This is a genomic window from Dethiobacter alkaliphilus AHT 1, assembly GCF_000174415.1.
In the GTDB taxonomy this organism is placed as follows: Bacteria; Bacillota; Dethiobacteria; order Dethiobacterales; family Dethiobacteraceae; genus Dethiobacter; species Dethiobacter alkaliphilus.
The window spans coordinates 64,142-87,964 of the sequence record NZ_ACJM01000012.1 but is presented as its reverse complement, the minus strand read 5'-3'; the positions used below and the strand labels follow the sequence as shown (position 1 = coordinate 87,964).

At 50.3% G+C, this 23,823-nt stretch carries 24 protein-coding genes; 5 read left to right on the top strand and 19 right to left on the bottom strand.

The genetic code is table 11. The annotated features are described in order from the left end of the window. Window positions 1–123 precede the first annotated feature (123 nt). The 4 genes from ispF to DEALDRAFT_RS11480 all read right to left on the bottom strand — a co-directional run bounded on the left by ispF (window position 124) and on the right by DEALDRAFT_RS11480 (window position 3,081). Complete coding sequence (ispF, locus tag DEALDRAFT_RS11495; RefSeq protein WP_008517610.1) at window positions 124–597, bottom strand: 2-C-methyl-D-erythritol 2,4-cyclodiphosphate synthase; 474 nt, start codon at window positions 595–597, stop codon at window positions 124–126. Next, window positions 588–1,286, bottom strand: a complete 699-nt coding sequence (gene ispD, locus DEALDRAFT_RS11490; protein WP_008517608.1) for a 2-C-methyl-D-erythritol 4-phosphate cytidylyltransferase — start codon at window positions 1,284–1,286, stop codon at window positions 588–590. The genes ispF and ispD overlap by 10 nt, the downstream gene beginning before the upstream one ends. Then, window positions 1,287–2,384, bottom strand: coding sequence for a PIN/TRAM domain-containing protein (locus DEALDRAFT_RS11485; protein WP_008517606.1), 1,098 nt, complete (start codon window positions 2,382–2,384; stop codon window positions 1,287–1,289). A gap of 202 nt (window positions 2,385–2,586) precedes the next feature. Further along, the gene (locus tag DEALDRAFT_RS11480) at window positions 2,587–3,081 is read right to left on the bottom strand and encodes a CarD family transcriptional regulator (protein ID WP_008517605.1); all 495 of its coding nucleotides are present in this window, start codon (window positions 3,079–3,081) and stop codon (window positions 2,587–2,589) included. A gap of 203 nt (window positions 3,082–3,284) precedes the next feature. On the opposite strand from DEALDRAFT_RS11480, the gene DEALDRAFT_RS11475 reads away from it, so the two are divergent. Further along, window positions 3,285–3,677: a nucleoside triphosphate pyrophosphohydrolase family protein gene (locus tag DEALDRAFT_RS11475; protein ID WP_008517603.1), complete on the top strand. Its 393-nt coding sequence runs from the start codon at window positions 3,285–3,287 to the stop codon at window positions 3,675–3,677. 93 nt (window positions 3,678–3,770) lie between these two features. Here DEALDRAFT_RS11475 and DEALDRAFT_RS11470 read toward each other — a convergent pair whose 3' ends face one another. The 6 genes from DEALDRAFT_RS11470 to DEALDRAFT_RS11445 all read right to left on the bottom strand — a co-directional run bounded on the left by DEALDRAFT_RS11470 (window position 3,771) and on the right by DEALDRAFT_RS11445 (window position 9,255). Continuing rightward, the gene (locus DEALDRAFT_RS11470; RefSeq protein ID WP_008517602.1) at window positions 3,771–4,556 is read right to left on the bottom strand and encodes an IclR family transcriptional regulator; all 786 of its coding nucleotides are present in this window, start codon (window positions 4,554–4,556) and stop codon (window positions 3,771–3,773) included. 154 nt (window positions 4,557–4,710) lie between these two features. Continuing rightward, window positions 4,711–5,433: an amino acid ABC transporter ATP-binding protein gene (locus DEALDRAFT_RS11465; RefSeq protein WP_008517600.1), complete on the bottom strand. Its 723-nt coding sequence runs from the start codon at window positions 5,431–5,433 to the stop codon at window positions 4,711–4,713. Beyond that, window positions 5,426–6,088, bottom strand: coding sequence for an amino acid ABC transporter permease (locus tag DEALDRAFT_RS11460; RefSeq protein ID WP_008517599.1), 663 nt, complete (start codon window positions 6,086–6,088; stop codon window positions 5,426–5,428). Before DEALDRAFT_RS11460 ends, DEALDRAFT_RS11465 begins: the two co-directional genes overlap by 8 nt. 88 nt (window positions 6,089–6,176) lie before the next feature. Beyond that, a complete protein-coding gene (locus DEALDRAFT_RS11455) occupies window positions 6,177–6,983 on the bottom strand; it encodes a basic amino acid ABC transporter substrate-binding protein (protein ID WP_008517596.1) in 807 nt (268 codons plus the stop codon). Window positions 6,984–7,096: 113 nt separating this feature from the next. Beyond that, complete coding sequence (locus tag DEALDRAFT_RS11450) at window positions 7,097–7,594, bottom strand: DUF2889 domain-containing protein (protein ID WP_008517595.1); 498 nt, start codon at window positions 7,592–7,594, stop codon at window positions 7,097–7,099. Beyond that, window positions 7,594–9,255: a long-chain-fatty-acid--CoA ligase gene (locus tag DEALDRAFT_RS11445; RefSeq protein WP_040378977.1), complete on the bottom strand. Its 1,662-nt coding sequence runs from the start codon at window positions 9,253–9,255 to the stop codon at window positions 7,594–7,596. The genes DEALDRAFT_RS11450 and DEALDRAFT_RS11445 overlap by 1 nt, the downstream gene beginning before the upstream one ends. A gap of 253 nt (window positions 9,256–9,508) precedes the next feature. Between DEALDRAFT_RS11445 and DEALDRAFT_RS11440 the strand changes: the two genes are divergently transcribed. The 4 genes from DEALDRAFT_RS11440 to DEALDRAFT_RS11425 all read left to right on the top strand — a co-directional run bounded on the left by DEALDRAFT_RS11440 (window position 9,509) and on the right by DEALDRAFT_RS11425 (window position 15,364). Continuing rightward, window positions 9,509–10,426: a GGDEF domain-containing response regulator gene (locus DEALDRAFT_RS11440; protein WP_008517592.1), complete on the top strand. Its 918-nt coding sequence runs from the start codon at window positions 9,509–9,511 to the stop codon at window positions 10,424–10,426. Between the two features lie 203 nt (window positions 10,427–10,629). Continuing rightward, complete coding sequence (carA, locus tag DEALDRAFT_RS11435; RefSeq protein ID WP_008517590.1) at window positions 10,630–11,700, top strand: glutamine-hydrolyzing carbamoyl-phosphate synthase small subunit; 1,071 nt, start codon at window positions 10,630–10,632, stop codon at window positions 11,698–11,700. Between the two features lie 21 nt (window positions 11,701–11,721). Then, complete coding sequence (carB, locus tag DEALDRAFT_RS11430) at window positions 11,722–14,976, top strand: carbamoyl-phosphate synthase large subunit (protein WP_008517588.1); 3,255 nt, start codon at window positions 11,722–11,724, stop codon at window positions 14,974–14,976. 148 nt (window positions 14,977–15,124) lie between these two features. Beyond that, a complete protein-coding gene (locus tag DEALDRAFT_RS11425) occupies window positions 15,125–15,364 on the top strand; it encodes a hypothetical protein (protein WP_008517587.1) in 240 nt (79 codons plus the stop codon). 68 nt (window positions 15,365–15,432) lie between these two features. Here DEALDRAFT_RS11425 and DEALDRAFT_RS11420 read toward each other — a convergent pair whose 3' ends face one another. The 9 genes from DEALDRAFT_RS11420 to DEALDRAFT_RS11380 all read right to left on the bottom strand — a co-directional run bounded on the left by DEALDRAFT_RS11420 (window position 15,433) and on the right by DEALDRAFT_RS11380 (window position 23,553). Beyond that, entirely contained in the window at window positions 15,433–16,086 is a 654-nt protein-coding gene (locus DEALDRAFT_RS11420) for an HAD-IB family phosphatase (RefSeq protein WP_008517584.1), read from the bottom strand. Window positions 16,087–16,088: 2 nt separating this feature from the next. Then, entirely contained in the window at window positions 16,089–16,925 is an 837-nt protein-coding gene (locus tag DEALDRAFT_RS11415) for a class I SAM-dependent methyltransferase (protein WP_008517582.1), read from the bottom strand. A gap of 121 nt (window positions 16,926–17,046) precedes the next feature. Next, window positions 17,047–17,880, bottom strand: a complete 834-nt coding sequence (locus tag DEALDRAFT_RS11410; RefSeq protein WP_008517581.1) for an FAD/NAD(P)-binding protein — start codon at window positions 17,878–17,880, stop codon at window positions 17,047–17,049. Next, a complete protein-coding gene (locus DEALDRAFT_RS11405; RefSeq protein ID WP_008517580.1) occupies window positions 17,870–18,898 on the bottom strand; it encodes a 4Fe-4S dicluster domain-containing protein in 1,029 nt (342 codons plus the stop codon). The genes DEALDRAFT_RS11410 and DEALDRAFT_RS11405 overlap by 11 nt, the downstream gene beginning before the upstream one ends. Before the next feature lie 15 nt (window positions 18,899–18,913). Then, entirely contained in the window at window positions 18,914–19,891 is a 978-nt protein-coding gene (locus tag DEALDRAFT_RS11400; RefSeq protein ID WP_008517578.1) for a 4Fe-4S dicluster domain-containing protein, read from the bottom strand. Then, on the bottom strand, window positions 19,888–20,319 hold the full coding sequence (locus tag DEALDRAFT_RS11395; protein ID WP_008517576.1) for a hydrogenase iron-sulfur subunit: 432 nt from the start codon (window positions 20,317–20,319) through the stop codon (window positions 19,888–19,890). The genes DEALDRAFT_RS11400 and DEALDRAFT_RS11395 overlap by 4 nt, the downstream gene beginning before the upstream one ends. After that, window positions 20,310–22,289: a CoB--CoM heterodisulfide reductase iron-sulfur subunit A family protein gene (locus DEALDRAFT_RS11390; RefSeq protein ID WP_008517574.1), complete on the bottom strand. Its 1,980-nt coding sequence runs from the start codon at window positions 22,287–22,289 to the stop codon at window positions 20,310–20,312. The genes DEALDRAFT_RS11395 and DEALDRAFT_RS11390 overlap by 10 nt, the downstream gene beginning before the upstream one ends. A gap of 26 nt (window positions 22,290–22,315) precedes the next feature. Further along, window positions 22,316–22,720 carry a 4Fe-4S dicluster domain-containing protein gene (locus DEALDRAFT_RS11385; protein ID WP_008517572.1) on the bottom strand — a complete coding sequence of 135 codons (405 nt, stop codon included), beginning with the start codon at window positions 22,718–22,720 and terminating at the stop codon, window positions 22,316–22,318. 29 nt (window positions 22,721–22,749) lie between these two features. Then, window positions 22,750–23,553 carry a CoB--CoM heterodisulfide reductase iron-sulfur subunit B family protein gene (locus tag DEALDRAFT_RS11380; protein WP_008517570.1) on the bottom strand — a complete coding sequence of 268 codons (804 nt, stop codon included), beginning with the start codon at window positions 23,551–23,553 and terminating at the stop codon, window positions 22,750–22,752. Window positions 23,554–23,823 lie beyond the last annotated feature (270 nt).

The following is a 23,823-nucleotide window of genomic DNA, read 5'->3' as shown; positions in this document are numbered from 1 at the left end:
TTTAACTTAAAAGGCACACCACTTCATCTGTTAGCGGTGTGCCTTTTTTATAAGATTTTGAGATCTACATTTGCGTTAGATTAATAATGTTAAACCTTACCCCCAGTTGGGTCTGTGTTTGAGTTAGATTAATAACATTAAACCTGACCCCCAGGCGGCGATGCCTTCTTCGGTGCCGCAGAAGCCCAGGCCTTCGGTGGTGGTGGCTTTGACGCTGATGAGGTCAACAGGAACATCAAGGGCAGCAGCGATGTTTTGGCGCATGGCTTCGATATGGGGCCCCAGTTTGGGGCGCTGGGCGATGATTACCGAGTCGATGTTTCCTACTGTATAGCCCTTTTGGCGGCAAAGATTGCCCACATGCTCCAGCAGCTTGATGCTGGAGATTCCTTTATAGGCCGGATCCGTATCGGGGAAGTGTTTGCCGATGTCTCCCAGGGCCAATGCGCCCAGCATGGCATCCATAATGGCATGAACCAGCACATCGGCATCGGAGTGACCCAAGAGCCCTAATTCATGGGGAATGGTTACGCCCCCCAGGATGAGGGGCCTCTCCGGCACCAGGCGGTGCACATCATATCCTGTTCCTATTCGCAAACTTCTCGCCTCCCCAACAAAGCCTCCGCCAGAATCAGATCCTCCGGCGTAGTAACCTTTATATTCTCGTAGTCACCCTCCAGCACATGGACCGGGTAACCGTAATGTTCAAGCAGTGCGGCATCGTCTGTGGCAGAATAGCCGTCACGGCGGGCACGCTGATAAGCGTCCAAGAGCCAGTCACGGCGGAAAACCTGGGGAGTCTGCACCGACCAAAGCTTTTGCCTCTCCGGGGTCCCGGCGACCTTTTTTTCAGAATCCACCATTTTAATGGTGTCCTTGACGGGAACCGCGGCGATAACGGCACCGCAGTTTTTAGCGGCCTCCAGACTGCGCCGGAAAAGCTCCGGCCGGATTAAGGGCCTGGCCCCGTCATGGATGCTTATGTAATCCGTATCTTCCTCTACAGACTGCAGGGCATTAAATACTGAATCCTGGCGTTCTTTGCCGCCGGTGACCACCGAGATATCTTTTCCGCTAAAGCAGGACAAAAGAACATCCCGGCGAAAAATTTCTTCTTCGCCGGGAGTCACTACCACAATAACCTGGGTAAAGCAATCCGCCGCAAACACTGCGGCCAGAGTATGGCTTAAGACCGGTTTGCCCAAAACCTGCAGGTATTGTTTATTAATATCTTTGCCCATACGCCGGCCCTGGCCGGCGGCAGGAATAATTGCTACTGCTTTCATTTACCTGGCTCCTGATACTTTTTCCAGTTTGGGTTTGGCAAAAATCATCCGGCCGGCGGCAGTCTGCAAAACACTGGTTACCACCACTTCAATGGTATCGCCGATAAAGCGCCTTCCGCCTTCCACCACAATCATGGTACCGTCATCCAGGTAGGCTACGCCCTGGCCGTGCTCTTTGCCGTCTTTGATGATTTGCGCAGCCATTTCTTCCCCGGGCAGCACAATGGGCTTTACCGCATTGGCCAGCTCATTGATGTTTAGAACCGGCACCCCTTGCAGTTCGCAAACTTTGTTCAGGTTGTAATCGTTGGTAACGATTTTGCCTTTCATTACCTTAGCCAGTTTGACCAGCTTGCTGTCCACTTCCGGGATATCATCGAAATCCTGCTCCACAATCTGAATGGGAACGATGGATTCCTTTTGCATCTTATTGAGGATGTCCAAACCCCGGCGTCCGCGGTTTCGCTTCAGTGTGTCCGAAGAATCGGCGATGTGACGCAGTTCTTCCAGCACAAAACCGGGGATCACAATAATTCCCTCCACAAAACCCGTGGACGTAATATCCACAATGCGGCCGTCAATGATTACACTGGTGTCCAGGATTTTGGCGCTACGAAAACTACCCTGCTCAGAACTGCGGCCCTGGCGGGTAAAAAGCCCGGTAAGAAACGTCATCTCTTCTTTGCGGTTTAACATCAGGCTCATACCAAAATAGCCCAAGAATAAAGTTACCGCCAAAGACAGATATGTCCCCACAAGGGGTACGCGCTGCAATGCCAGACTCAAAAGCGCTCCAATCAAAAGCCCGATTACCAGACCAATAACACCAACGGCGATGTCCTGCGTGGGAATGGCTTTAAAGGCGGATTCCATCCAGGCATTAATTTTCGCTGCCACGCCCATTAGCCAAGGTGAAATGATGTAAGAAATAAGTCCAAAAATAGACCCTCCCACAATGGAAACCCCGATGCTGGTCCCGGTTGTCGCCTCCACGTTGTTAAAAGCTTCCGCGACCTGGTCGAAGCCGTAGCTTACCAATTGGTAGCCAATGGCAAAGCCTACAACCAGTAAGATTATGCGAATTATTCTCTGCAACAACTCTGTCACCTCCTCCTTCCTATTATAGCCTATAGTTTTTACCATTTTCAAGGAACTTGATACATCTCCACACAAAGTTCATGCGACAAAACAAAATTTTAATAAATCGGTAACATATCAGCAACATTTTGGGGCCTCTTCGCCGGGGTCTGACCCCGGCTTCCGCCGGTTGCAGTTTCACCTCCGGATAGGAAAAAAGGCATCATATGGTATGATGCCCTTCATCAAAAAATTGATTGAGGATTTCGTCTACATCCTGAGCGCTGGTGTTTTGTGCCAGAACCAACTCGGATACCAAAATCTGCTTGGCGCTGTCCAACATTTTTCGTTCGCCGGTAGAAAGGCCTTTTTCCCGCTCTCGCAGCATTAAGTTCCTCACTACTTCTGCAACCTGAAAAATATCCCCGCTTTTAATCTTCTCCATGTTTGCGCGATAACGTCTGTTCCAGTTGGTAGACATTTTGCTGTGATTGTCACGCAGGATAGTTAGTACCTGCTCCACACCATGGGTGTCAATGACTTCGCGCAGACCGATTTGATCCACATTGTCCATGGGTATCATCACTTTCATGTCACCGATGGGAATGTTCATGATGTAATATCTTTTACGCGCACCCAGGATTTCTTTTTCTTCAATGGCCTCAATAACTCCGGCGCCATGCATAGGATATACCACTTTGTCGCCTATATTGAACATCGGCAAGCCTCCCAGGTTAACGTACTTGTTACATTTTATCACAGATTGACCTAAGTGTCAAATAAGACTGTATTCTATCACAATTACCGTACCTTGTCAATAAACGGGATAGGCCCTTTTTTGCGGCCGCGCATTGACAATGATTTGTCAATATCAGTATAATTGAGGAAGAAACATTCGACAGCCTGAGAGGGGGATTCTTTTTGAAAAACGACGTCGATCAGTTTCAGGGTAAAGTATCGGAACTGTTGATCAGGCACCGCAGCATAATGGATAGCCTGACAAAGTTTCATGAGTCAACAGCCAGAATCAATCGCGCCATAGCCAAAACAGTAACCAGCTGTGGTTGCCTTTCGGTCTGCGCATCCAAACAGAATTGCCCTCCGGAAGTGGATTTAAAAGATTGTCAGAAGTATATGGACTCCCATCTGCAGGGAGAGTTGTGCGAACAATGCCGAGAGGCGGTGGAGGAAGAGCTGGGCAACCACCTCTTTTATCTGGCGGCCATCTGTGATTTGCTGGACATAGAGCTAACTGATGTCTTCGGCAAAGAATTTAAGCGAATCTCCACTTTGGGCTTTTTTAACCTGTCATAACCTGAAAAGACGACCGTAAGGTCGTCTTTTTTTACATCGCTACGTCTAATATAGCTGGTGTTGAAAGGCTAAGGACCTGAATGCGCGCCCTTCTTAGCGCTTCCGATGTCCCAGACGTTCCGATATTTTATCTGCCGCCGCCATCACTTCCGGAATCAAACGCTCCAGAATAAAGGCATCGGTCAGCCTGGTATCCGGTCCCGACACGCTAATGGCGGCAATGGCTTTATTCTCGTAGTCCCAGACCGGAACAGCCACACAACGCACCCCTTCTTCCAGCTCACCATTATCCAGGGCATAGCCGTGCTTGCGGATCTTGGCCATCTCCGCTATTAGTTTTTCCGGATCACAAATGGTAAACTCGGTAAAACGCTCCAGCGGCGCTTTTTGCTCTATGAAGAGCTTCAGCTCCCGGTCGGAAAGCTGCGCCAACAGCGCCTTGCCGGCGCCCACACAATGGGCCGGACCGCGGCTGCCCACCCGGGCAAAAATTTTAATCATATTTAAGGACTCAATCTGGTCAATATAGACAACCTCACCCTGGTCAAGAATAGCCAGGTTGGTGGTCTCATTGCAGCGGTCCACCAATTCCTGCAGAAAAGGGCGTGCCGTGGTGCGGATGTCCATGGAATACAGCGCCGCATGGCCCACCTCAAAGGTGCGCAGACCCAGCAGATATTTACCGTTATCTTTATCCTGATTAATAAAACCGTCATTCATTAATGTATGCAGGAGTCGGTGGGCGGTGGAAATGTTTAAGTCCGCCTTATCCCGGATCTGGGTCAGCGTCAGGGGCGTCCCCGCTTCAGCCAGCACGATGAGAATTTTTAGCGCCCTCTCCACCGACTGAACCGTATGTCTGTCATGCGAACCTTTCATTAAATCATCCCCTGTCAAAAGTATATAGAAGAAGCAGGCGCAAACGCCTGCTCCATTGCCGACAAATAGTTGCCCAAACGGGCTTTCGCATTATGAAAGTTGTTCTCAAAATTATTATACCCAGTTATCCGTCTTTCTGTCAACAGTAATAACGCTAAAAGATTTTGCTGAGGAATGCCTTGGTGCGGTCGTTCTGCGGATTGGTAAAAATTTGTTCCGGAGGAGCCTCCTCCACAATCACACCTTCGTCAATAAAGATAACCCGGTCCGCCACTTCACGGGCAAAGCCCATTTCATGGGTCACCACCACCATGGTCATTCCTTCCACCGCCAACTGTTTCATAACCTGCAGCACTTCCTTAATCATTTCCGGATCCAGTGCCGAGGTGGGTTCATCAAAAAGCATTACCTTGGGCTGCATGGCCAGGGCCCGGGCAATGGCCACCCGCTGCTGCTGTCCGCCGGAGAGCTGCCGGGGGAAGGCTTCGGCCTTATCGGAGAGGCCAACTTTGCGCAATAACTCCAGGGCTTGTTCCCTGGTCTTTTTGGAGTCGGCGCTTTTAACCTTCAAGGGTGAGAGCATGATATTCTGCAGCACCGACATATGGGGAAAGAGGTTAAACTGCTGAAAAACCATACCCACATCTTCCCGTACCCGGTCAATGTTGACCCGTTTATCAAGAATCTGCACCCCGTCAATGTAAATTTCGCCCTCCTGGGGAACCTCCAACAGGTTCAGGCAGCGCAAAAAAGTACTTTTACCGGAACCGCTGGCGCCGATTACCACCACCACCTCGCCGCGGTTAATCTCGGTGGAGATGCCGCGCAGCACTTTCAGGCTTCCAAAGCTTTTATGCAAATCCACTACTTTAATCACGGATGCGGGTCCTCCTCTCAACGTAGCTGGCGACGCGGGATAGTATGAACGTCATGACAAAATAGACCGCGGCAATACCGATAAACACCTCAAAATCCTTATAAGTTCGTGCCCTGATCGCGTTTCCCCGCTGCATTAGTTCTGCAAAGCCAATGGCAAAGAGCAGTGATGAATCTTTAATTAGCATAATGAATTCATTGACCAATGGCGGAATAATGCGCCTAAAAGCCTGCGGCAGGATAATAAAGCGCATGGAACGGACATAATTCATACCTAAAGAACGGGCAGCTTCCATTTGTCCTTTATCGATGGACTGGATACCGGACCGGACAATTTCGCCCACGTAGGCACCACTGTTAATGGAAAGAGCAATTACTCCCGCAGTAAATCTGTCCAAGCTAACAATGTTCAAGCTGGCCAGTCCAAAATAAATCAAAACAATCTGCACTAAAAGCGGTGTGCCGCGAATTATTTCTATATACGCTGTGGCCAGAAATCTCAGTGGGCGAATAGATGACAGCTTAACAAGCCCCACAACCGAGCCGATTAAAAACCCTACTAATACTGCTACCGCAGAAATCTGAACCGTTAGGACAGCACCTTGCAAAATAAAGGGCAAATTGTCCCACACTACAGAAAAATCCAGTTCTCTCATACTTCTCCCCTTTTCTTGCCGATTTTTATTTGCTCTTAACTGAAGAAAAAGCAAAGCGAAAGTCGCTTTGCTTTCAATCAGTTAAGACTTATTCTTCGTCGGCAAACCACTTAACAATCAGCTCGTCGAATCTGCCGTCTTCCTTGATGTTGGCCAGCGCCTGGTTAATCTGCTCCAAGAGCTCTGTGTTGTCTTTGTTTACCGCAATACCGTAGTATTCTTCTGTCAGCGGCTCGCCTACCATTTTCAGGCTACCCATGGTATTAATGTAGCGCTGAGCCACCGGATTGTCCACAATCACGGCGTCCACCCGGCCTGTTTCCAGCTCCATAAAAGCGGCATTAATCTGCTGCAGACGCACAATGTTGCTGTCATCCACAATTCTTGACGCTTCAATGTCACCGGTGGTGCCCAGCTGAACAGCCACAGATTTGTCTTCCTGCAGGTCTTCCACGCTTTGGATTTCATCATTGTCTTCCAGAACCACGATTACCTGACCGGCATTAATGTACGGGTCAGAGAAATTAACCTCTTCCTGACGCTCTTCGGTGATGGTCATAGCTGCCACCGCCATATCAACCCGCTCGGACAAAACTGCGGAAATCAGGCCGTCAAAGGCCATGTTGTCAATCTCCAACTCCATGCCCAGCTCATCAGCAATCATTTTGGCCATATCCACATCAAAGCCATCGTATTCATTGTCATCGTTGATGAATTCAAACGGAGCAAACTCGGCATTGGTACCCATTATCAGTGTTTCTGCTGCTTCAGCATCTCCGTTGTCATTGCCGTTATTGTTTTCGTTGTTGTTAGCCTCGTTGTTGCCGCAACCGGCCAATACTCCCAGAGCCAATACCAGCACAAAACACAGCGCCAACCATTTAAACTTTTTCATAAACAATCCCCCTCAAAATGTATTGGACGTTTTTTATATGTAGTTCTAAAACGCCCTTTTGACCCAAGCTATTATATCACGGATTTAATATTTCGGGAAGATAAATTTTTTACCTATTTCTGCGCGCCGTCATTATAGACCACGCACCTGCCCGGCACCACGTTCTGGCCTATGCGGGCGATATCGGCCATAACCTGCGGCTTGGCCTCTTCTTCGGTCAGGCCCTCCTGCAGATATTTTTCCGTCAGTTCCTGAATAGTACGGGCACCGATGGCGGGGATAAACCCCCGCAGCGCATCGAGTACCATATCTTTTAAATGCTCGCATCCCTCTTTACCGCCCAGAATATCTCTGGCCTGGCGCCCCGCTCCTTTGGTAAGGTTCAGGCCCACCAGCTTTGGCACCTGCAGGAGGGCCTGCTGGCAGATTTCAGGATAGGGCGTGCGGCTCATCTTAGCTTCCGCTGTGAGAATTTCGCCGCTATCTGTATCCACAATCATTTGCACATCAATTTCATGCACTTCATCAGACAGATGAGAATGGAGCAAAAATTTATTTTGCTCCATCTCTATAACTTCAATGGTTTTGTTTCGCTTTAACAGAGTTTTCATTACCCGGCCAACTTTTCTTTCTCTTCATCTATCAGCACCCGTTTCAGCACTTTGCCGATGGTTGATTTGGGCAGCTCTGACCGAAACTCCAGTGTGCGGGGAATTTTATATTTGGCCAGCCGCTCTTCACAGTACTTGCGGATTTCTTTTTCCGTGGCCTCTTCCCCTTCCCGCAGGACCAGGTAAGCTTTAACAGTCTCACCGCGGTAAGAATCGGGGATACCCACCACCGCCGCTTCCTGCACCTTGGGGTGCTCGTAAAGCACTTCTTCCACTTCACGGGGATAGATATTAAAACCGCCGGAGATAATCATATCTTTAATGCGGTCGGCTATGTAGAAGTAGCCCTGTTCATCCATGCGAGCCATATCGCCGGTGTGGAGCCAGCCGTCTTTAATCATCTGGGCCGTTTCTTCCGGCTTGTTCCAATACCCTTTCATTACCTGCGGGCCCCGGACAATAAGTTCGCCCACTTCACCCACCGGCATTTCTTTGGACGGGTCGGCAGGATCCACAACTTTGGCCACCGTATCCGGGAAGGGGAAGCCGATGCTGCCGATGTTGTTTCCTTCATCCAAAGGGTTACAGTGGGTGACCGGTGAGGCTTCGGAGAGACCGTACCCTTCCACCAGCGCCGCATTGCCGGAAAGCCGCATAAATTCCTGCTGCACTTCCACCGGCAGCGGTGCGGAACCGCTGATACAGGCCCTGATGGAAGTAAGATCATATTTACTTACTTCCGGATAGTTATTGACGGCAACATAAATTGTAGGCGCTCCCGGAAAGAAAGTTACCTTATGTTTCTGTAATTCGGTTAACAGGGTTTTTACGTCAAAGCGCGGAATGAGAATTAATTCGCCCCCCACCGCATTGCTGAAATTCAGGGCTGTTGTCATACCGTACACATGGAAAAAAGGCAAAACACCCATTACCCGCTCCTTGCCTTCCACACACTGGGTATACCACTCCCTGGTCTGCATCGTATTGGCAATTAAGTTCAGGTGAGTAAGCATGGTTCCCTTGGGCACACCGGTGGTACCGCCTGTATACTGCAGAAGTGCCACATCTTCTGCCGGGTCGATTTCCACCTCCGGCGGGTCCGGCAGGTTCTGTGACAGTAATTTGGTAAATTTCACAGCTTCTTCGGCTGGGACATGCAAATTATGCCCTTCCTTTTTAGCCTTAATGGGATAGAGCAGATTCAAAGGAAACGGGAGATAGTCTTTAATACTGGTAACAATATAACTTTTTACCGGTAAGTTGCGGCGCACCTTCTTGACTCGCGGGTTGACCAGGTCCAGGTAGACCAGGACTTTTGCTCCGGCATCCTTAAGCTGATGTTCTAACTCTCTTTCCGTATATAAGGGGTTTATCATTACCACAATGGCTCCCAGTTTTAAAGTTGCATAGTAGGCAATGACCGCCTGGGGAGTATTGGGCAGCATAATGGCTACTCTGTCACCTTTTCTTACACCCAGTGAATACAGTGCGGCGGCAAACTGACAGATTTGCTGCCATAGCTGACTGTATGTCAACTTTTTCCCCATAAAGGTGACAGCAGTTTGGGTCGGGTATTCTTCTGTTGATTGCTCTACCAGGGCATACAGTGGAATGTCGGGATAGCTAAGATTAGGCCTCACTCTTTTTGGATAATTTTCCATCCATAAATACTTATTCTGGCTCAACTTTTTCTTCCTCCCTTACAAAATCCTTTTTTTGGGCGTAGAGAATATTCTAAATAATTTTATTCTACAAACAATATAATAATCCTGCGAAATATTTTACATTTATAAATTTTTTTTATGTTAAGAATATTCTCTTTTCTAAAATTGCTTGATATTGGCTCTTTAGGCAGGAATTTGCCAATATTTGTGGAATTTTAAGAATCGGTTGCCTTTTGGGGGAGGATTTTTTATGCCAAAGATTACAGTAATAGATGACAGCATCACCATAGTCAAAATGCTCACCGACCTTCTGACTCAGGACGGCCATCAGGTGTGCGGTATGACAGAAGCAGCAGATGCCCTGGATAAGGTTGTGGGCTTTTCTCCGGATTTGATAGTTCTGGATGTAATTATGCCGGATGTAAACGGCTATGACCTCTGTCGCATGCTGCGCAACGACACCCGCACATCCCACCTGCCCATTATGATGCTTACCTCCCGGGGTGAGGTTACCGATAAGGTGGCGGGACTGGAAGCGGGTGCCGATGATTATATCGTGAAGCCCTTTGAACCGCAGGAGGTGCTGGCCCGCATCCGCACCCATTTGCGCCGGGCCAAACAACACAAATCCTTTTCTCCCCTGACCGGATTGCCGGGAAACCAGATTATTGAGGAAGAGATAAAAAAATGCCTTTCCAGTGGCGATTTAAATGTGGCCATTTTATATTTGGATTTGGATAACTTCAAGGCATACAATGATACATACGGGTTTATAAAAGGCGATGAAATGCTGCGCACCGTCTCTGATGTTTTAAGAGAAAGTGTGCAAAAAACATCTCCGCTTCATTCTTTTGTGGGCCATATCGGCGGCGATGATTTTATAGTTGTGGTCCCCTCGGAAAAAACAAAAGAGACATGCAGTACCATTATCAATGAAGTGGACAAAAAAGTTCCTTCCTTTTACAATGAGCAGGACAAAACAAACGGTTTTGTGGTGACCACCGATCGTCTGGGGCAGGCAGCACGCTTCCCCCTGGTCACGCTCTCCATTGCCGCCATTACAAACCCCGACGGCACCAATGTTGATTATGAACAAATCAGCCTCTTGTCGGCAGCTTTGAAGAAGAAGGCTAAAGAATTACCGGGAAGCGCCTTTGTCACCGGTTAAGTTTTTCTTGACTTTTTTCCCTTGCATCTGGTAGAATTAAAAAAATCTCTAAGGCACCTTTAACTTAGTCCAGAGAGGCTAAAAAGGAGGCTACAATTATGTATGCATATAACATGGAACCTGGCTAACCCAAGCGGCTTTTTTTTGCCGTGGGGTTAGCTTTTTCTTTTTTAATTGACAATACAATTCAGGAGGTAATAAATATGCTTGCACGCTTGGGCTTGGAAAACGGGAAAATATTTTATGGCAAAGGGTTCGGTGCCACCGGCAGCTGCGAAGGAGAAGTGGTTTTCAATACGGCCATGACCGGCTATCAGGAAATCCTCACCGATCCTTCTTATTGCGGTCAAATTGTTACCATGACATACCCTTTAATCGGCAATTACGGCATTAATCCCGATGATTTTGAATCCCGCCGGTCTCATGTCCGCGGCTTCATTGTAAAAGAAGCCTGCGAGTCCCCCAATAACTGGCGGGCCACAGATACGTTGGCCAATTATCTTAAGGAAAACAATATTATCGGCCTCACCGGCATCGATACCCGGGCGCTGACCCGCACCATTCGCCAGAGCGGCACGCTCCGCGGCGTCATAACCACCGAAGACTGCAGTGATGAAGAATTGGTGGAGAAAGCCAAACAGGCCAAACCCCTTTCCGGTCAAAACCTGGTAGAGAAAGTCACCACTCCCCGGTCCTACACCATAGACGGTAAAGGCCGCCGTGTTGTGGTCCTTGATCTGGGCATGAAGCAGAGTATTGCCCAAAACTTAAGCAAAGCTGGGTGCGAAGTGGTGGTAATGCCTGCATCGGCTACTGCCGATGAAATCCTGGTGCTAAACCCGGCGGGAGTGATGCTGACCAACGGACCGGGGGACCCTAAAGATGCAGGGCAGCCCATTGAAACAGCCAGGGATTTAATCGGTAAACTGCCGCTCTTTGGCATTTGCCTGGGTCATCAGGTTTTGGCCCTGGCTTTGGGCGCTGAGACCTATAAGCTTAAATTCGGGCACCGCGGTGCCAACCACCCGGTAAAGGACCTGGAAACAGGAAAAGTGCAAATCACTTCCCAAAACCACGGGTACGCCATTGACGAAAAAACACTGGACGGAATGGACCTTGCCATTACCCACCGCAACTTAAATGACGGCACGGTGGAAGGGATGACCCATAACCGTCATCCGCTCTTCTGTGTGCAGTACCATCCCGAAGCTTTTCCCGGCCCCAGTGACTCCGCACATATTTTTGAACGTTTTATCTCCATGATGAATTCCTAAATTACTAAAGGAGGCGAAAAGATGCCCAGATATAAAGATATTAAAAAGGTAATGGTAATCGGCTCCGGCCCCATCATCATCGGACAGGCAGCTGAGTTTGACTACGCCGGCACCCAGGCTTGCCGGGCCCTAAAAGACGAAGGATTGGAAGTTGTCTTGGTTAACAGCAACCCGGCCACAATCATGACCGATACCAATATTGCCGACCGTGTTTATATAGAACCTTTACAGATTGACACCCTCACCGAAATCATCGCCAAAGAACGGCCCGACGGACTGCTGCCCACCCTGGGCGGACAGGTGGGCTTAAACGCCGGCAAGGATCTGGCGGAGCAGGGGATTTTGGAGCGCTATGGCGTGCGTATGCTGGGCACCCCGCTGGATGCCATTATCCGCGCCGAAGACCGTGACCACTTCAAGCAAACCATGGAAATGCTAAATGAACCCATCCCTGCCTCCACCATTGTTTCCAGCATAGACGATGCCGTTTCTTTTGCTGCTGAAGCCGGTTATCCGGTGGTGGTGCGGCCCGCCTACACCATGGGAGGCACCGGCGGCGGTTTTGCCGCAGACGAGGAAGAACTGCGCTCCACTGCGCAGCGGGGCCTAAAAGCCAGCCCCATCAATCAGATTTTGGTGGAGCAAAGCGTGGCCGGTTGGAAAGAAGTGGAGTTTGAAGTAATGCGGGACAGCAATGATAACTGTATTACCATCTGCAGTATGGAAAACATTGACCCGGTTGGCGTCCATACCGGGGATTCCATAGTGGTGGCCCCGGCCCAGACTTTAACAGATAAAGAGTTTCAGATGCTTAGAAACGCATCCCTCAAAATTATCCGGGCTTTGGGTATTGAAGGCGGCTGTAACATTCAGTTTGCCCTGGATACAGACAGCTTTAACTACATTGTCATCGAAGTAAACCCACGGGTCTCCCGCTCTTCTGCCCTGGCGTCCAAAGCCACCGGCTACCCCATTGCCAAAGTGGCCACCAAAATTGCCATCGGCATGACCCTGGATGAAATTGAAAATGCGGTGACTCAGAAAACCACCGCCTGTTTTGAACCCACCATTGATTATGTGGTCATCAAAGTGCCCCGCTGGCCCTTTGACAAGTTTGCCCTGGCGCAGCGCACTCTGGGCACCCAGATGAAAGCCACCGGCGAAGTTATGGCCATTGACCGTAACCTGGAAGCCGCCATACTTAAAGCGGTACGCTCCCTGGAAATCGGCGTGCACAGCCTCAAGCTGGACACTGCAGCCGGGCTCAGCATGGAAGAATTAAAAGAGCTGATTGTGCGCCCCAATGATGAACGGCTCTTCATCCTGGCTGAAGCTTTCCGGCGCGGCATCACTGTGGAGGAAGTCTATAATATTTCCCGCATTGACCCCTTCTTCAGCCAAAAAATCAAAAATATCATCGATATGGAAAAGAAGATTGCCTCCTTTGCCGGCCAGGGCGCCAAAGCCTTTGATAAGGATTTGTGGGTTGCCGCCAAGGAAATGGGTTTTGCCGATGAAACCATAGCCGAGCTGTTAGGCACAACGGAAGAAGAAGTGCGCAGCGCCCGCAAAGCCCGGGAGGTGGGGCCTGTTTATAAAATGGTGGACACCTGTGCCGCAGAGTTTGAGGCCGGCACACCCTACTTTTACTCCACCTACGGCACAGAAGATGAAGCAGAAGTAACAGAGAAGCGTAAAATCATGGTGCTGGGCTCCGGCCCCATCCGCATCGGCCAGGGCATTGAATTTGATTATTGCTCCGTCCACTCGGTGTGGGCCCTGCAGGATGCCGGCTATGAGACCATCATCGTAAACAATAACCCGGAGACGGTTTCCACCGACTTTGATACCGCAGACCGGCTCTACTTTGAACCTCTGCAGCCCGAAGACGTTTTAAACATTCTGGACAAAGAGCAGCCCGACGGTGTGATTGTGCAGTTTGGGGGACAAACCGCCATTAATCTGGCCGAGCCTCTGGCCAATGCCGGCATTCCCATCATCGGGACCTCGGTGGAAAACATTGACCGGGCCGAGGACCGGGATAAGTTTGACTTACTCTTAACGGAGCTGGATATTGCCCGGCCGCCGGGACAGACGGTCACTTCTGCCGCCGAGGCGGTGCCCGCCGCTCAGGCCATTGGTTACCCGGTGGTGGTCCGCCCCTCCTATGTGCTGGGTGGCCGCGCCATGGAAATAGTCTATTCCGACGATGAGCTCCTGGAATATATGCACAATGCGGTGCGGGTTTCGCCACGCCACCCGGTACTGGTGGACAAATACCTGCTGGGTACCGAACTGGAGGTGGACGCCATCTCCGACGGAGAGACGGTACTGATCCCAGGCATCATGGAGCATATTGAGCGGGCCGGCGTTCATTCCGGAGACAGCATTGCCATGTATCCTGCCCAGTCCATCGCCGACAAACACAAAGAACTGATTGTGGATTATACCACCAGGCTGGCCCGGGGGCTGAAGGTCAAAGGGATTATAAACATTCAGTATGTGCTGTTTGAGGATAACCTCTACGTCATCGAAGTAAACCCCCGCTCCTCCCGCACCGTCCCCTTCCTCTCCAAGGTAACGGATATCCCCATGGTGCAGTTGGCCACCCGCTGCGCCCTGGGAGAAAAACTAAAGGACCTGGGCTACAATGGCGGTATCTGCCCGGATATGCCTTTTGTGGCGGTAAAGGCCCCGGTATTCTCCTTTGCCAAACTGGCGGATCTGGAAACTTCCCTGGGACCGGAAATGAAATCCACCGGTGAGGTAATGGGGATAGATGTGGATTTGCCGCGGGCCCTGTATAAAGCGCTTCTGGCGGCCAACCTCTACATCCCGTCCTCCGGTAACATCCTGGCCACTGTGGCGGACAAGGATAAAGCGGACGCCATACCGCTACTGTTACAGTTTGCCAAACTGGGCTTTAAGCTTTATGCCACCCATGGAACAGCCAAGGCCCTCTTAGAAGCGGGCTGCGAAGTAGGGCGGGTAAACAAAATCGCGGAAGGTTCGCCCCATGTGGTGGATATGATCCGCGGCGGCAGCATTGATGTGGTGGTCAATACCCTGACTAAAGGGAAAGCGCCCAAGCGTGACGGATTCCGTATCCGGCGGGCGGCGGTGGAGCTAAACATCCCCTGCCTCACTTCCCTGGACACCACCAAAGCGGTACTGCACGTGATGGAGACCTTGCTGGAAGGCGGCAAAGTAAACCACACTGCACTGCAGGATTATCTGGCCGGCAGAAAAAATAACGGCCACTCTGTTTCAGCTTAATACTTCTTAAAAAGGAGCCCCGTTTATCAGCGGGCTCCTTTTTGCTTCTAAATTATCGAACAAACGTGAATTTTTTATCAATTCACTACAAGTTCCCGGCGTAACATGATAAAATAAAAGAAAATAATAACAAACGGAGGTGAGAGCCTTGCGCTTTATCAGTGAGCCCGTCTGGGACCGTATAGTAAGCTATACCGGTGCTTACCTGGCTGGCCTGCTTCTCTTCTCACTGGTATACGCATCAACTGTAAGCGGTGGTGGTGACAACCAACTCTACATGACAATCCTCAGGAATTTTTCGCCACTGGCCCTGCTTTCGGTTCCGGCAGCTTATATTGTTTGCCGGGTTAAGGGTTTACTGGATCCGACAGACAGCGGCGATTGTTAGCAATACCAATAATACCCCTTTAGGCACAAGCTTTCTGCCTAAAGGGGTATTCTGCTTGCAGTCATAGTTTAAGTCAGAATACGTTCCATGTCGGACACAATGTCGTTAAAGTTCTCAAACCGTGTGTAGGCAATCCCCTGCTCCTGGCAATACTCTGCCAAGGTGCCTTTGGCATAAATGGTATCCACGTCTTCAAGGACCTTGATATCAGACAAGCCGTCGCCGGCATAAATCAAAGTGCGCGTGGGATAGTCCTGCCTGTACTGCCAGCAAACGGCGCGCTTGCAGTTGGCACAGGCTCCGCAGGGGCATTCTTCCGGCAGCGGCGGAAAAGCAATGTTTATCCGGTCACCGTCAAAGGCTGCTCTGTTGGAATATACAGGCACATCTTCCATGTCGGCATTTTTAAGCATCCGGCGGATATATAAGTCCAAACCGTCACTGACAATGGCCAGTGGTGTGGCGGTCTGGCGGCATAGGTCTCTTAGTTTGGCAAAACCAGGGTCCACAAAACAATGATAGTAGAGAAACCTGTGCCATTCCTGTTGTGTTACCCGAATGGTGGGAATGACAGTTTCATAAAGCTTACGGGAACCTATTTGGCCGTTTTTGTAACTTTCCATGGCCTCTTCCCATTGGGGTGCGGCAAACCTCTTAAAAATGGTCAACAAAACATCCTGAGAGACGGTACCGTCGAAGTCGGTTAAAAATACGGCCTGCATGTTTATTGACCCTTCACAGCTTTGATGATTACGGTGCTTTCCGGGAAAGGCGCATCCATGGAGAAGTCTTTGGACCATTTTTCTTCAAAAAACGGCAGCAGGTAGCTATGCATTTTGGCCACCTTCAAACCGTGCTGTGCCAGCTTATCCCTGAACTCTTCCTTGGTGAAGTAGCCGTAGATTTCATCCATTTCTTTGTGCCAGCCCACTTCATAAAAGTATTTGGTCAGATATTCAAAAAAATAGTCCAGTTCCACCTGCACCGCGCCGTCGGACAACTGTCTGTAGCGGGCCGGCATAACTTTATAGTCTTTTATAAAGGTGCGAAAACGCTTCCGGGTCCAGTCTTTTTTAAAGTTAACCCGCACTTTTTCCGGGGCCGGCTTTACCGTATCCCGGATAATAATGCTCCCACCCGGTTTTAACACCCGCACCGCCTCGGACAGGCTGTTATCCACTTCATGCGGTCCGCCATGGGAGTATATTTCGTGAATGGTGCTGCAATAGATTACCACATCCACCGACTCGTCGGCCAAAGGCAGATGGGTGGCGCCGGTCAGGAGCACGTCCACATTATCCAGACATCTTTTCCGGGCCGCATCGCACATTACCGGGTCTAAGTCGATGCCGGTGATTTGGCTCTTACGGAAATTATGGGCCAAAAGGTCCAAGACCACGCCATTACCGCAGCCGATTTCCACAATTTTTTCGGTGTTTCTTTCAATTAAAGGCAAAATAAGTGCTTTATGAAATTTACTGCGCTCCAGGCCCTCCATCAGCGCCTGGTACTCTGCCTGATCCTGAAATTGCTGAACAGGCTGCTGTACTTTACACTCCATAAAAAGTCTCCTAGCCTATATAATTTGTCATAAAATTTCGAACTGTTTCATTATAGCACACTTTTAAAAAAAATTGAAGATGGGGAGCTGATCCCCATCTTCTTTTGGTACAATGAATATTTTAGAATTCGGGAGGCATCTGCTGCAGCTGCTCCAGAGAAAATACCGGGCCTTCCTTGCAGACGTATTTATCCCCGATGTTGCAGCGGCCGCATTTACCAACGCCGCACTTCATCTTCATTTCCAGTGTGGTAATAATGTTCTCCGGCTGGTAGCCCATCTTTTCCAGGCTCTGCAAAACGAACTTAATCATGATGGGCGGTCCGCAGGTAACGGTAACCTTGCCTGCCGGGTCCGGATTTAATTCTTCCAGAAAGGCGGGCACAAAGCCTACGTTGCCGTCCCAGTCGTCGGAGGCCACGTCCACCGTGAGATGAACGTCGGTATCCCGCACCTTGGGCCAGTTTTCAAAGATTTCAACTTTCTGGATTAAGTCATCTGAAGACCGGGAGCCATAGATGATATCGATCTTGCCGAAATCGTCCCGGTTATCCATACAGTAATTAATGAGAGAACGCAGCGGCGCCAGGGCAATCCCGCCGGCAATAAAGAGAATGTCTTTGCCCTTCATGAAGTCTCTGGGGAAACCCTTGCCGTACGGTCCGCGGATGCCGATTTTGGTACCGGGCTCGATTTGATGCAATGCTTTGGTCACAGTCCCCAGCTCTTTAACGCTGAATTCCAAAAACCCTTTGCGGGTCGGCGAAGACGTAATGGAAAACAGCGCTTCACCTACGGGAAATACGGAAACCATGGCGCACTGGCCGGGCTCGTAGTCAAAAAAGTCGCTGCCGTCCTCGGTAACCACCGTAAACGTTTTTACATCCGAGGTTTCACGGCGGATGTCCTTGACAATGCCAATCTTGGGCAACAACGGATTACTGTTACATCCCATCTTCCGCACCTCCTACCGCATTGATAACTTCCAGAATATCCAGGTTCACCGGACATTTGCGGACGCAACGGCCACAGCCCACACAGGCGTAATCACCGTGCTGATGGGGGAAGTAGTTCAGCTTATGCATAAAACGCTGTCTTACCCGTTCCTTCTGGGTGGGACGGGGGTTATGCCCGTGGCCCATCATGGTGAAATCGGAGAACATACAAGCATCCCAGCAGCGAATCCGCTCACCGCGGTTGCCGGTGGGGTATTCCTGTACGTCGAAGCAGTGACAGGTGGGACAGACAAAGGTACAGGTACCGCAGGCAATGCAGCGCCTATAAAGCTTATCCCAGTAACCGTCTTCGAACATATTGTCCAGCTTCTCCATCACACCATCCACTGTGACTTGGGTGACATATTCTTCTTTAGCCTTCTCCTGGGCATCTTTGAGCTTGTTCTCGTCGCCGGAAGTGGCTTCGGTGAGCAGACCGTTTAAATTGGTCAGCAGGGCTTCGCCTTTTTCAGACTGGGCCACCAAAACCAACTCATCTCCCACGTCAACGCCTAAAACATCGGCGCCGGGAGCTTTGCCGGGCTCAATGTCAAAGGACTGGCAGAAACAAGTCTCATCAGGCTCGCCGCATCCCAGCGCCACCACGGTGGTCATTTCCCGACGGCGGCGGTAAGCTTCATCCACCGGATCCCCCAGATAGACCTTATCCATCATGGCAAAACTGGAAACATCACAGGGACGCACACCAAAGAGAATGGTATTTTCCCCCGCCTTGCAGGCGAAATCTTCAATCTGCAGGTCATCACCGAACTCGTACTTCAAAACCGTCTCGGTCTGCGGAAAGAAGAACTTCTTGGGGGGAACAAATACATTTAACTCGTCAAGATTTACTTCCATACCTTCCTGCCAGGAAGCAAAGTTTACGACTCCATCAGTTTCTGCGGGGACGTACAGCTTCGCCTCGGCGGAGAGAGCCTGCCACAATTCAGGCAGTTTTGCTTTAGCAATCTTTTTCATTATAGCCGCACCCCCTTAACTTTCATCAAAACCGGCCGGATCTTCACCGCGGTAAGTGCCCAGCGGCGGGTTGTCTTCCGGATCCAGGCCTGCTTCGTATTCACCAAAGAATTCATCCAGATCTTTAATCAGCTTACGGTTTAGCTCCTGCAGCGGAATGCCGGCAGGGCAAATCCGTTCACATTCTCCGCACTCATAGCAGCGGCCCGCCACATGGAACGCGCGGATTATATGATAGTTCAGTGTATCGGCCATATCACTGGCTTTACCAATCCAGCGGGGCTCCGCCTGGTCGAAAACACAGGTGCGGCAGTTACATGCCGGACAGGTGTTGCGGCAGGCAAAGCAGCGGATGCAGCGGTCAAACTGGCGTGTCCAGTATTCATACCGGTCTTCCAATTCCTGCTTTTCCACATTCTCCACCCGGGAGAAACGGATTTCGTCCACCCCTTCGCGGACGGGCACTTCTTCCCAGGCCAGTTTATCATGGACCACCGGGTTGGGATGGCGACAAGTTAGGCACTTATCCAGCAGATATTCTTCCGCCGGCACACGCTCTTCCTTACCATCCACATTTATTACCAGCTCTTCGCCGTCAAAGGTTACTTCCTTGATCTTCTTAGACGGAAAGTTGCTTCTGACTTTGTCGGCATCGGCTTTGCCGCTGCAGGGCACGCCGAAAACCACTACGCTGTCGCGCTCCAGGCGGCGGTCCTGCAGCAAACGGTTAATGCCGCGGGAATCACAGCCCTTAACGAAAATACCGACTTTTTCGTGACAGTTGTCTTCCTCTAAATCCAGCAAAAACTTTACCGGATTATAAACGCTAAACGGATCCCAGACCAGCTGTTCTACATCGTCGGGACTCTCAATGAAAGCCACCGGAGACTGCCACCAGAAATCTTTCTTGCGCCAGCCCAGAACTGCGGTTACTTCCTGCTTCTCCAGGGCATCCTTTGCTATTTGCTGAACTTTTTTTGTATATTCACTCACCGGACATCCCTCAACTTTCTGTTCGGACCGAGATTTTTGATCTCCTCCGTGACATTATTCATCACAGTGGCGAACTTCGCTCCTTCCGAACCGGAAATCCAGCGCACCTGGAAGCGCTCGGGCTCAATGCCCAAAAACTCCAGCGTCCGCTTCAGTACCGTGAAGCGGCGGCGTGTGAAAAAGTTGCCGCTGTGGTAATGGCAGTCGCCGGGATGGCAACCGGCCACCAGTACACCGTCGGCTCCGCGCTGGAAGGCGCGGATAATGAAGCTGGGGTTCACACGACTGGAACAGGGTACGCGGACAATCCGGACGTTGGTGGGGTAACTCATACGGCTGGTACCGGCCAAATCGGCGCCGGCGTAGCTGCACCAGTTACAGCAGAAGGCCACGATTAAGGGCGTATGCTCCTTTTCGTTTACAGACATATTGCATCCACCTCCGCTAAGATCTGTTCATTGGTGAAGCCTTTTAAGTTAATGGCACCGGGGCGGCAGGCCACAGTACAGGCACCGCAACCCTGACAGAGGGCGGTGTTCACTTCTGCTATCTTGCGCTTAACCGTTTCCCGGCCACGGCGCTCTTCAATGACTTTTTCTGATATGGCGCCATAGGGGCAAACTGCCATACATGACATGTCGCCGTTGCAGTACTTGAGATTAACCTCAGCCACTGTGGGGTTACTCATCAGGTTATCCTTATTGAGCAGAGAAGCGACTTTTACTGCGGCGGCAGATGCCTGAGCTACAGTTTCCGGGATATCTTTGGGACCCTGACACATACCGGCCAAAAATACGCCGGCGGTCTGGGTATCCACAGGACGCAGTTTGGGGTGCGCTTCATTAAAGAAGTTATGGGCATTGGTGGTGATGGAGAGTTTCTGGCCCAATTCTTTGGCATCGGAGCGGGCATCAACGGAGGTGGCCAGAACCACCATGTCCACAACCAACTCAACCAAAGCACCGCTTAGTGCATCCACACTTCTGACAATCAGTTTGTCGCCGTCTGGGAACACTTTGGAAACATTCCCCTTGATATAGCTGGTACCATACTCTTCATAAGCACGATTATAAAACTCTTCATAATCCTTACCCGGTGTGCGCACATCGATGTAGAAGACATGTGCTTTGGCGCCGGGCACTTTTTCGCTGAGCAAAATGGCATGCTTGGCGGTATACATACAGCAAACCTTGGCACAGTAGGGATTACCCTTTTCACGGTCACGGGAACCCACACACTGAATGAAAGCCACGTTCTTGGGCGGCTCGCCATTTGAAGGCCGTAAAATCTTGCCGCCGGTGGGGCCGGAAGCATTAAACAGGCGCTCCATTTCCAGACTGGTGATAACATCAGGATGCTTACCGTAGGCGTATTCGCCGTAATTATCCAGACTGTGGGTATCAAAGCCGGTGGACACCACAATGGCACCGTACTTATTAGTAACTAACTGATCTTCCTGATCGTAATCAATGGCATCGGCGGGACATATCTTCTGGCACACCTTACACTTGCCGGAAGTAAACCAACGACAGTTGGCACGGTCCAGGGCCGGCTTATTGGGCACCGCCTGGGCAAAGGGTGTATAGATGGCGCGACGCTGGGCCAGGCCCTCTTCAAACTCACTCTCCACCTTGGCCGGACACTTGGCCATGCAGTCTCCGCAGCCTGTGCACTTGTTCATATCCACACTGCGGGCCTTGTTGCGGATTGTTACGTCGAAGTTACCCACAAAACCTTCCACTTTGTCCACTTCGGAATAAGTGATCAGGTTAATCTTTTCATGCTGGGCCGCATCCACCATTTTCGGGGTGAGAATACAGGCCGAGCAGTCCAGGGTGGGGAATGTTTTGTCCAGCTGGGCCATACGGCCGCCAATGCTGGGCTCACGCTCCACCAAGTCCACTTCAAAACCACTCTCGGCAATATCAAGGGCTGCCTGAATACCGGCAATACCGCCGCCGATTACCAGTGCCCGCTTCTCAACAGGCATTTCATCGGCATGGAGTGCTTCGTTTCTGGCCGCTTTGGCCACCGCGGTACGCACCAGGGAAATGGCTTTATCCGTTGAGGTTTCTTTGTCTTTATGAACCCAGGAGCACTGCTCCCGAATGTTTGCGATTTCCATGTAGAACGGGTTCAGCCCGGCAGCTTCCACCGTCTTGCGGAATGTGTTTTCATGCATCCGCGGTGAGCAGGAACCGATTACCACACGGTCAAGCTTGTGTTCCTTGATAGCATCTTTAATCATGTCCTGTCCCATTTCAGAACAGGTATATTTGTTGTGGTCGGCATGCACGACACCGGGCATGGTTCTTGCCGCAGCGACCGTTTTATCAATATCTACTGTGGCGGCGATGTTTGAGCCGCACCAGCAGATAAAAACGCCAATCCTCTTCACGCTAATCCCCTCCCAAATTTAGTTTCTTACTTGGCGTACTTACGAAACGCACTAACCAACCCTTGTTGCGGCGCATTCTCCCGCACCCTGGCAGGCAGGTCTTTGGGATGGAGGTAATTGCCGCCTTTTTCCCGGATAATTGTTAAGCGCAGCGCTTCAATTACTTTGGGAATATCCACGCCCCGTGGACAGCGAGAGTCGCAAGTCTGGCAGGAAGCACAGATCCACAACGTCTTACTGTGCAGGAGTTCGTCCACCAATCCCATTTGTGCATAACGGAGCACCTGATGGGGGAAGACATCCATGGCCCAGACCACAGGACAGCCGCCGGTGCATTTGCCGCACTGGAAACAGGCCGATACCTTCTGGCCGCTGATTTCTTCCACATCCTTGACCAGGTTGCTGTTAAGTTTGTCTGTGGTGACCTTCATTTCGTTCCCTCCCTTATCTTTGCTGTGAATTAAACTTCCAGAGCTTCGGCCAGAAGCTCGGTAAAGTAGTATACAGGTAGCTTCGCATTTGGATCTTTGGTTGCTTCCTGCAATGTGTTCTGGTACTCTTCCAGGTTATACTTGCAGAGCGGGCAGGCCACCACAAAGGCTTCCGCCTTATTGTTATAAGCGGACTTTAAGATTCTGCCCACCGCAGTGGAGGCAACATCCTCATTGGCCATGGACAGATAAGAGCCACAGCATTCGGTCTTATAGGGATAGTCCACAGCTTCAGCACCGATGGCCGCCAGGAAATCTTCAATAATTGTGGGATTTTCCACATCATCAAAGTTCATTTCATCTCTGGGCTTTAAAAGCAAACAGCCGTAGTAGGGCGCAATCTTTCTGCCTTCCAGCTTTTTCTTGACTTTCTCTGCCAGCGCAGCAAAGCCTAAATCATTTTTCAGTACTTCCAGGTAATGGACCACGTCCACATCACCCATGTACTCTTCTTCCAGATACGCGTTTACTTTGCGGCGCAGTTCCCCGTCTTCACGAATCGCCTTATTTGTGCGTTTGAAGACGTTGTAACAGCCGGCACAAAGTGTCATCATTTTTTCATGAGCCGCCTCTTTGGTCTGAGCCAAAGACCTGACCGGGGCCAAGAACGGGAAAATTTCATCAGTGTTCAGAGGGTATAAAGCTCCGCAACACTGCCATTCTTCAATCTCGGTCACTTCTAGCCCCAAGGCCTTGGCAGTCGCCAGAGTGGTATCCTCATAGACTTTAGCCTTAGTCTTCAGGGTGCATCCTGGATAGTAGCTATAGCGCACCCCACCCACCTCCTATTTAAATATGATTTATGAAACACAAAAAGCGTTTTTCTAGGAACGCCCGATTCCCTTTTGATTCGACATGGAGGAACCATTCCCTTTTTTGCGAGGCTGAATTAATCAAAGAATTTAAATAAGTTTAATTTTTAGAATAATTAAACGGCTTGTGCCCCTTTTCCCGAACCGCGTGAAACATGAAGTTATTCCATACATATCCCGCCATTTCAGAGATTATGACACTTCTAAAAAGAAAACAGGCAATCTCTGGGA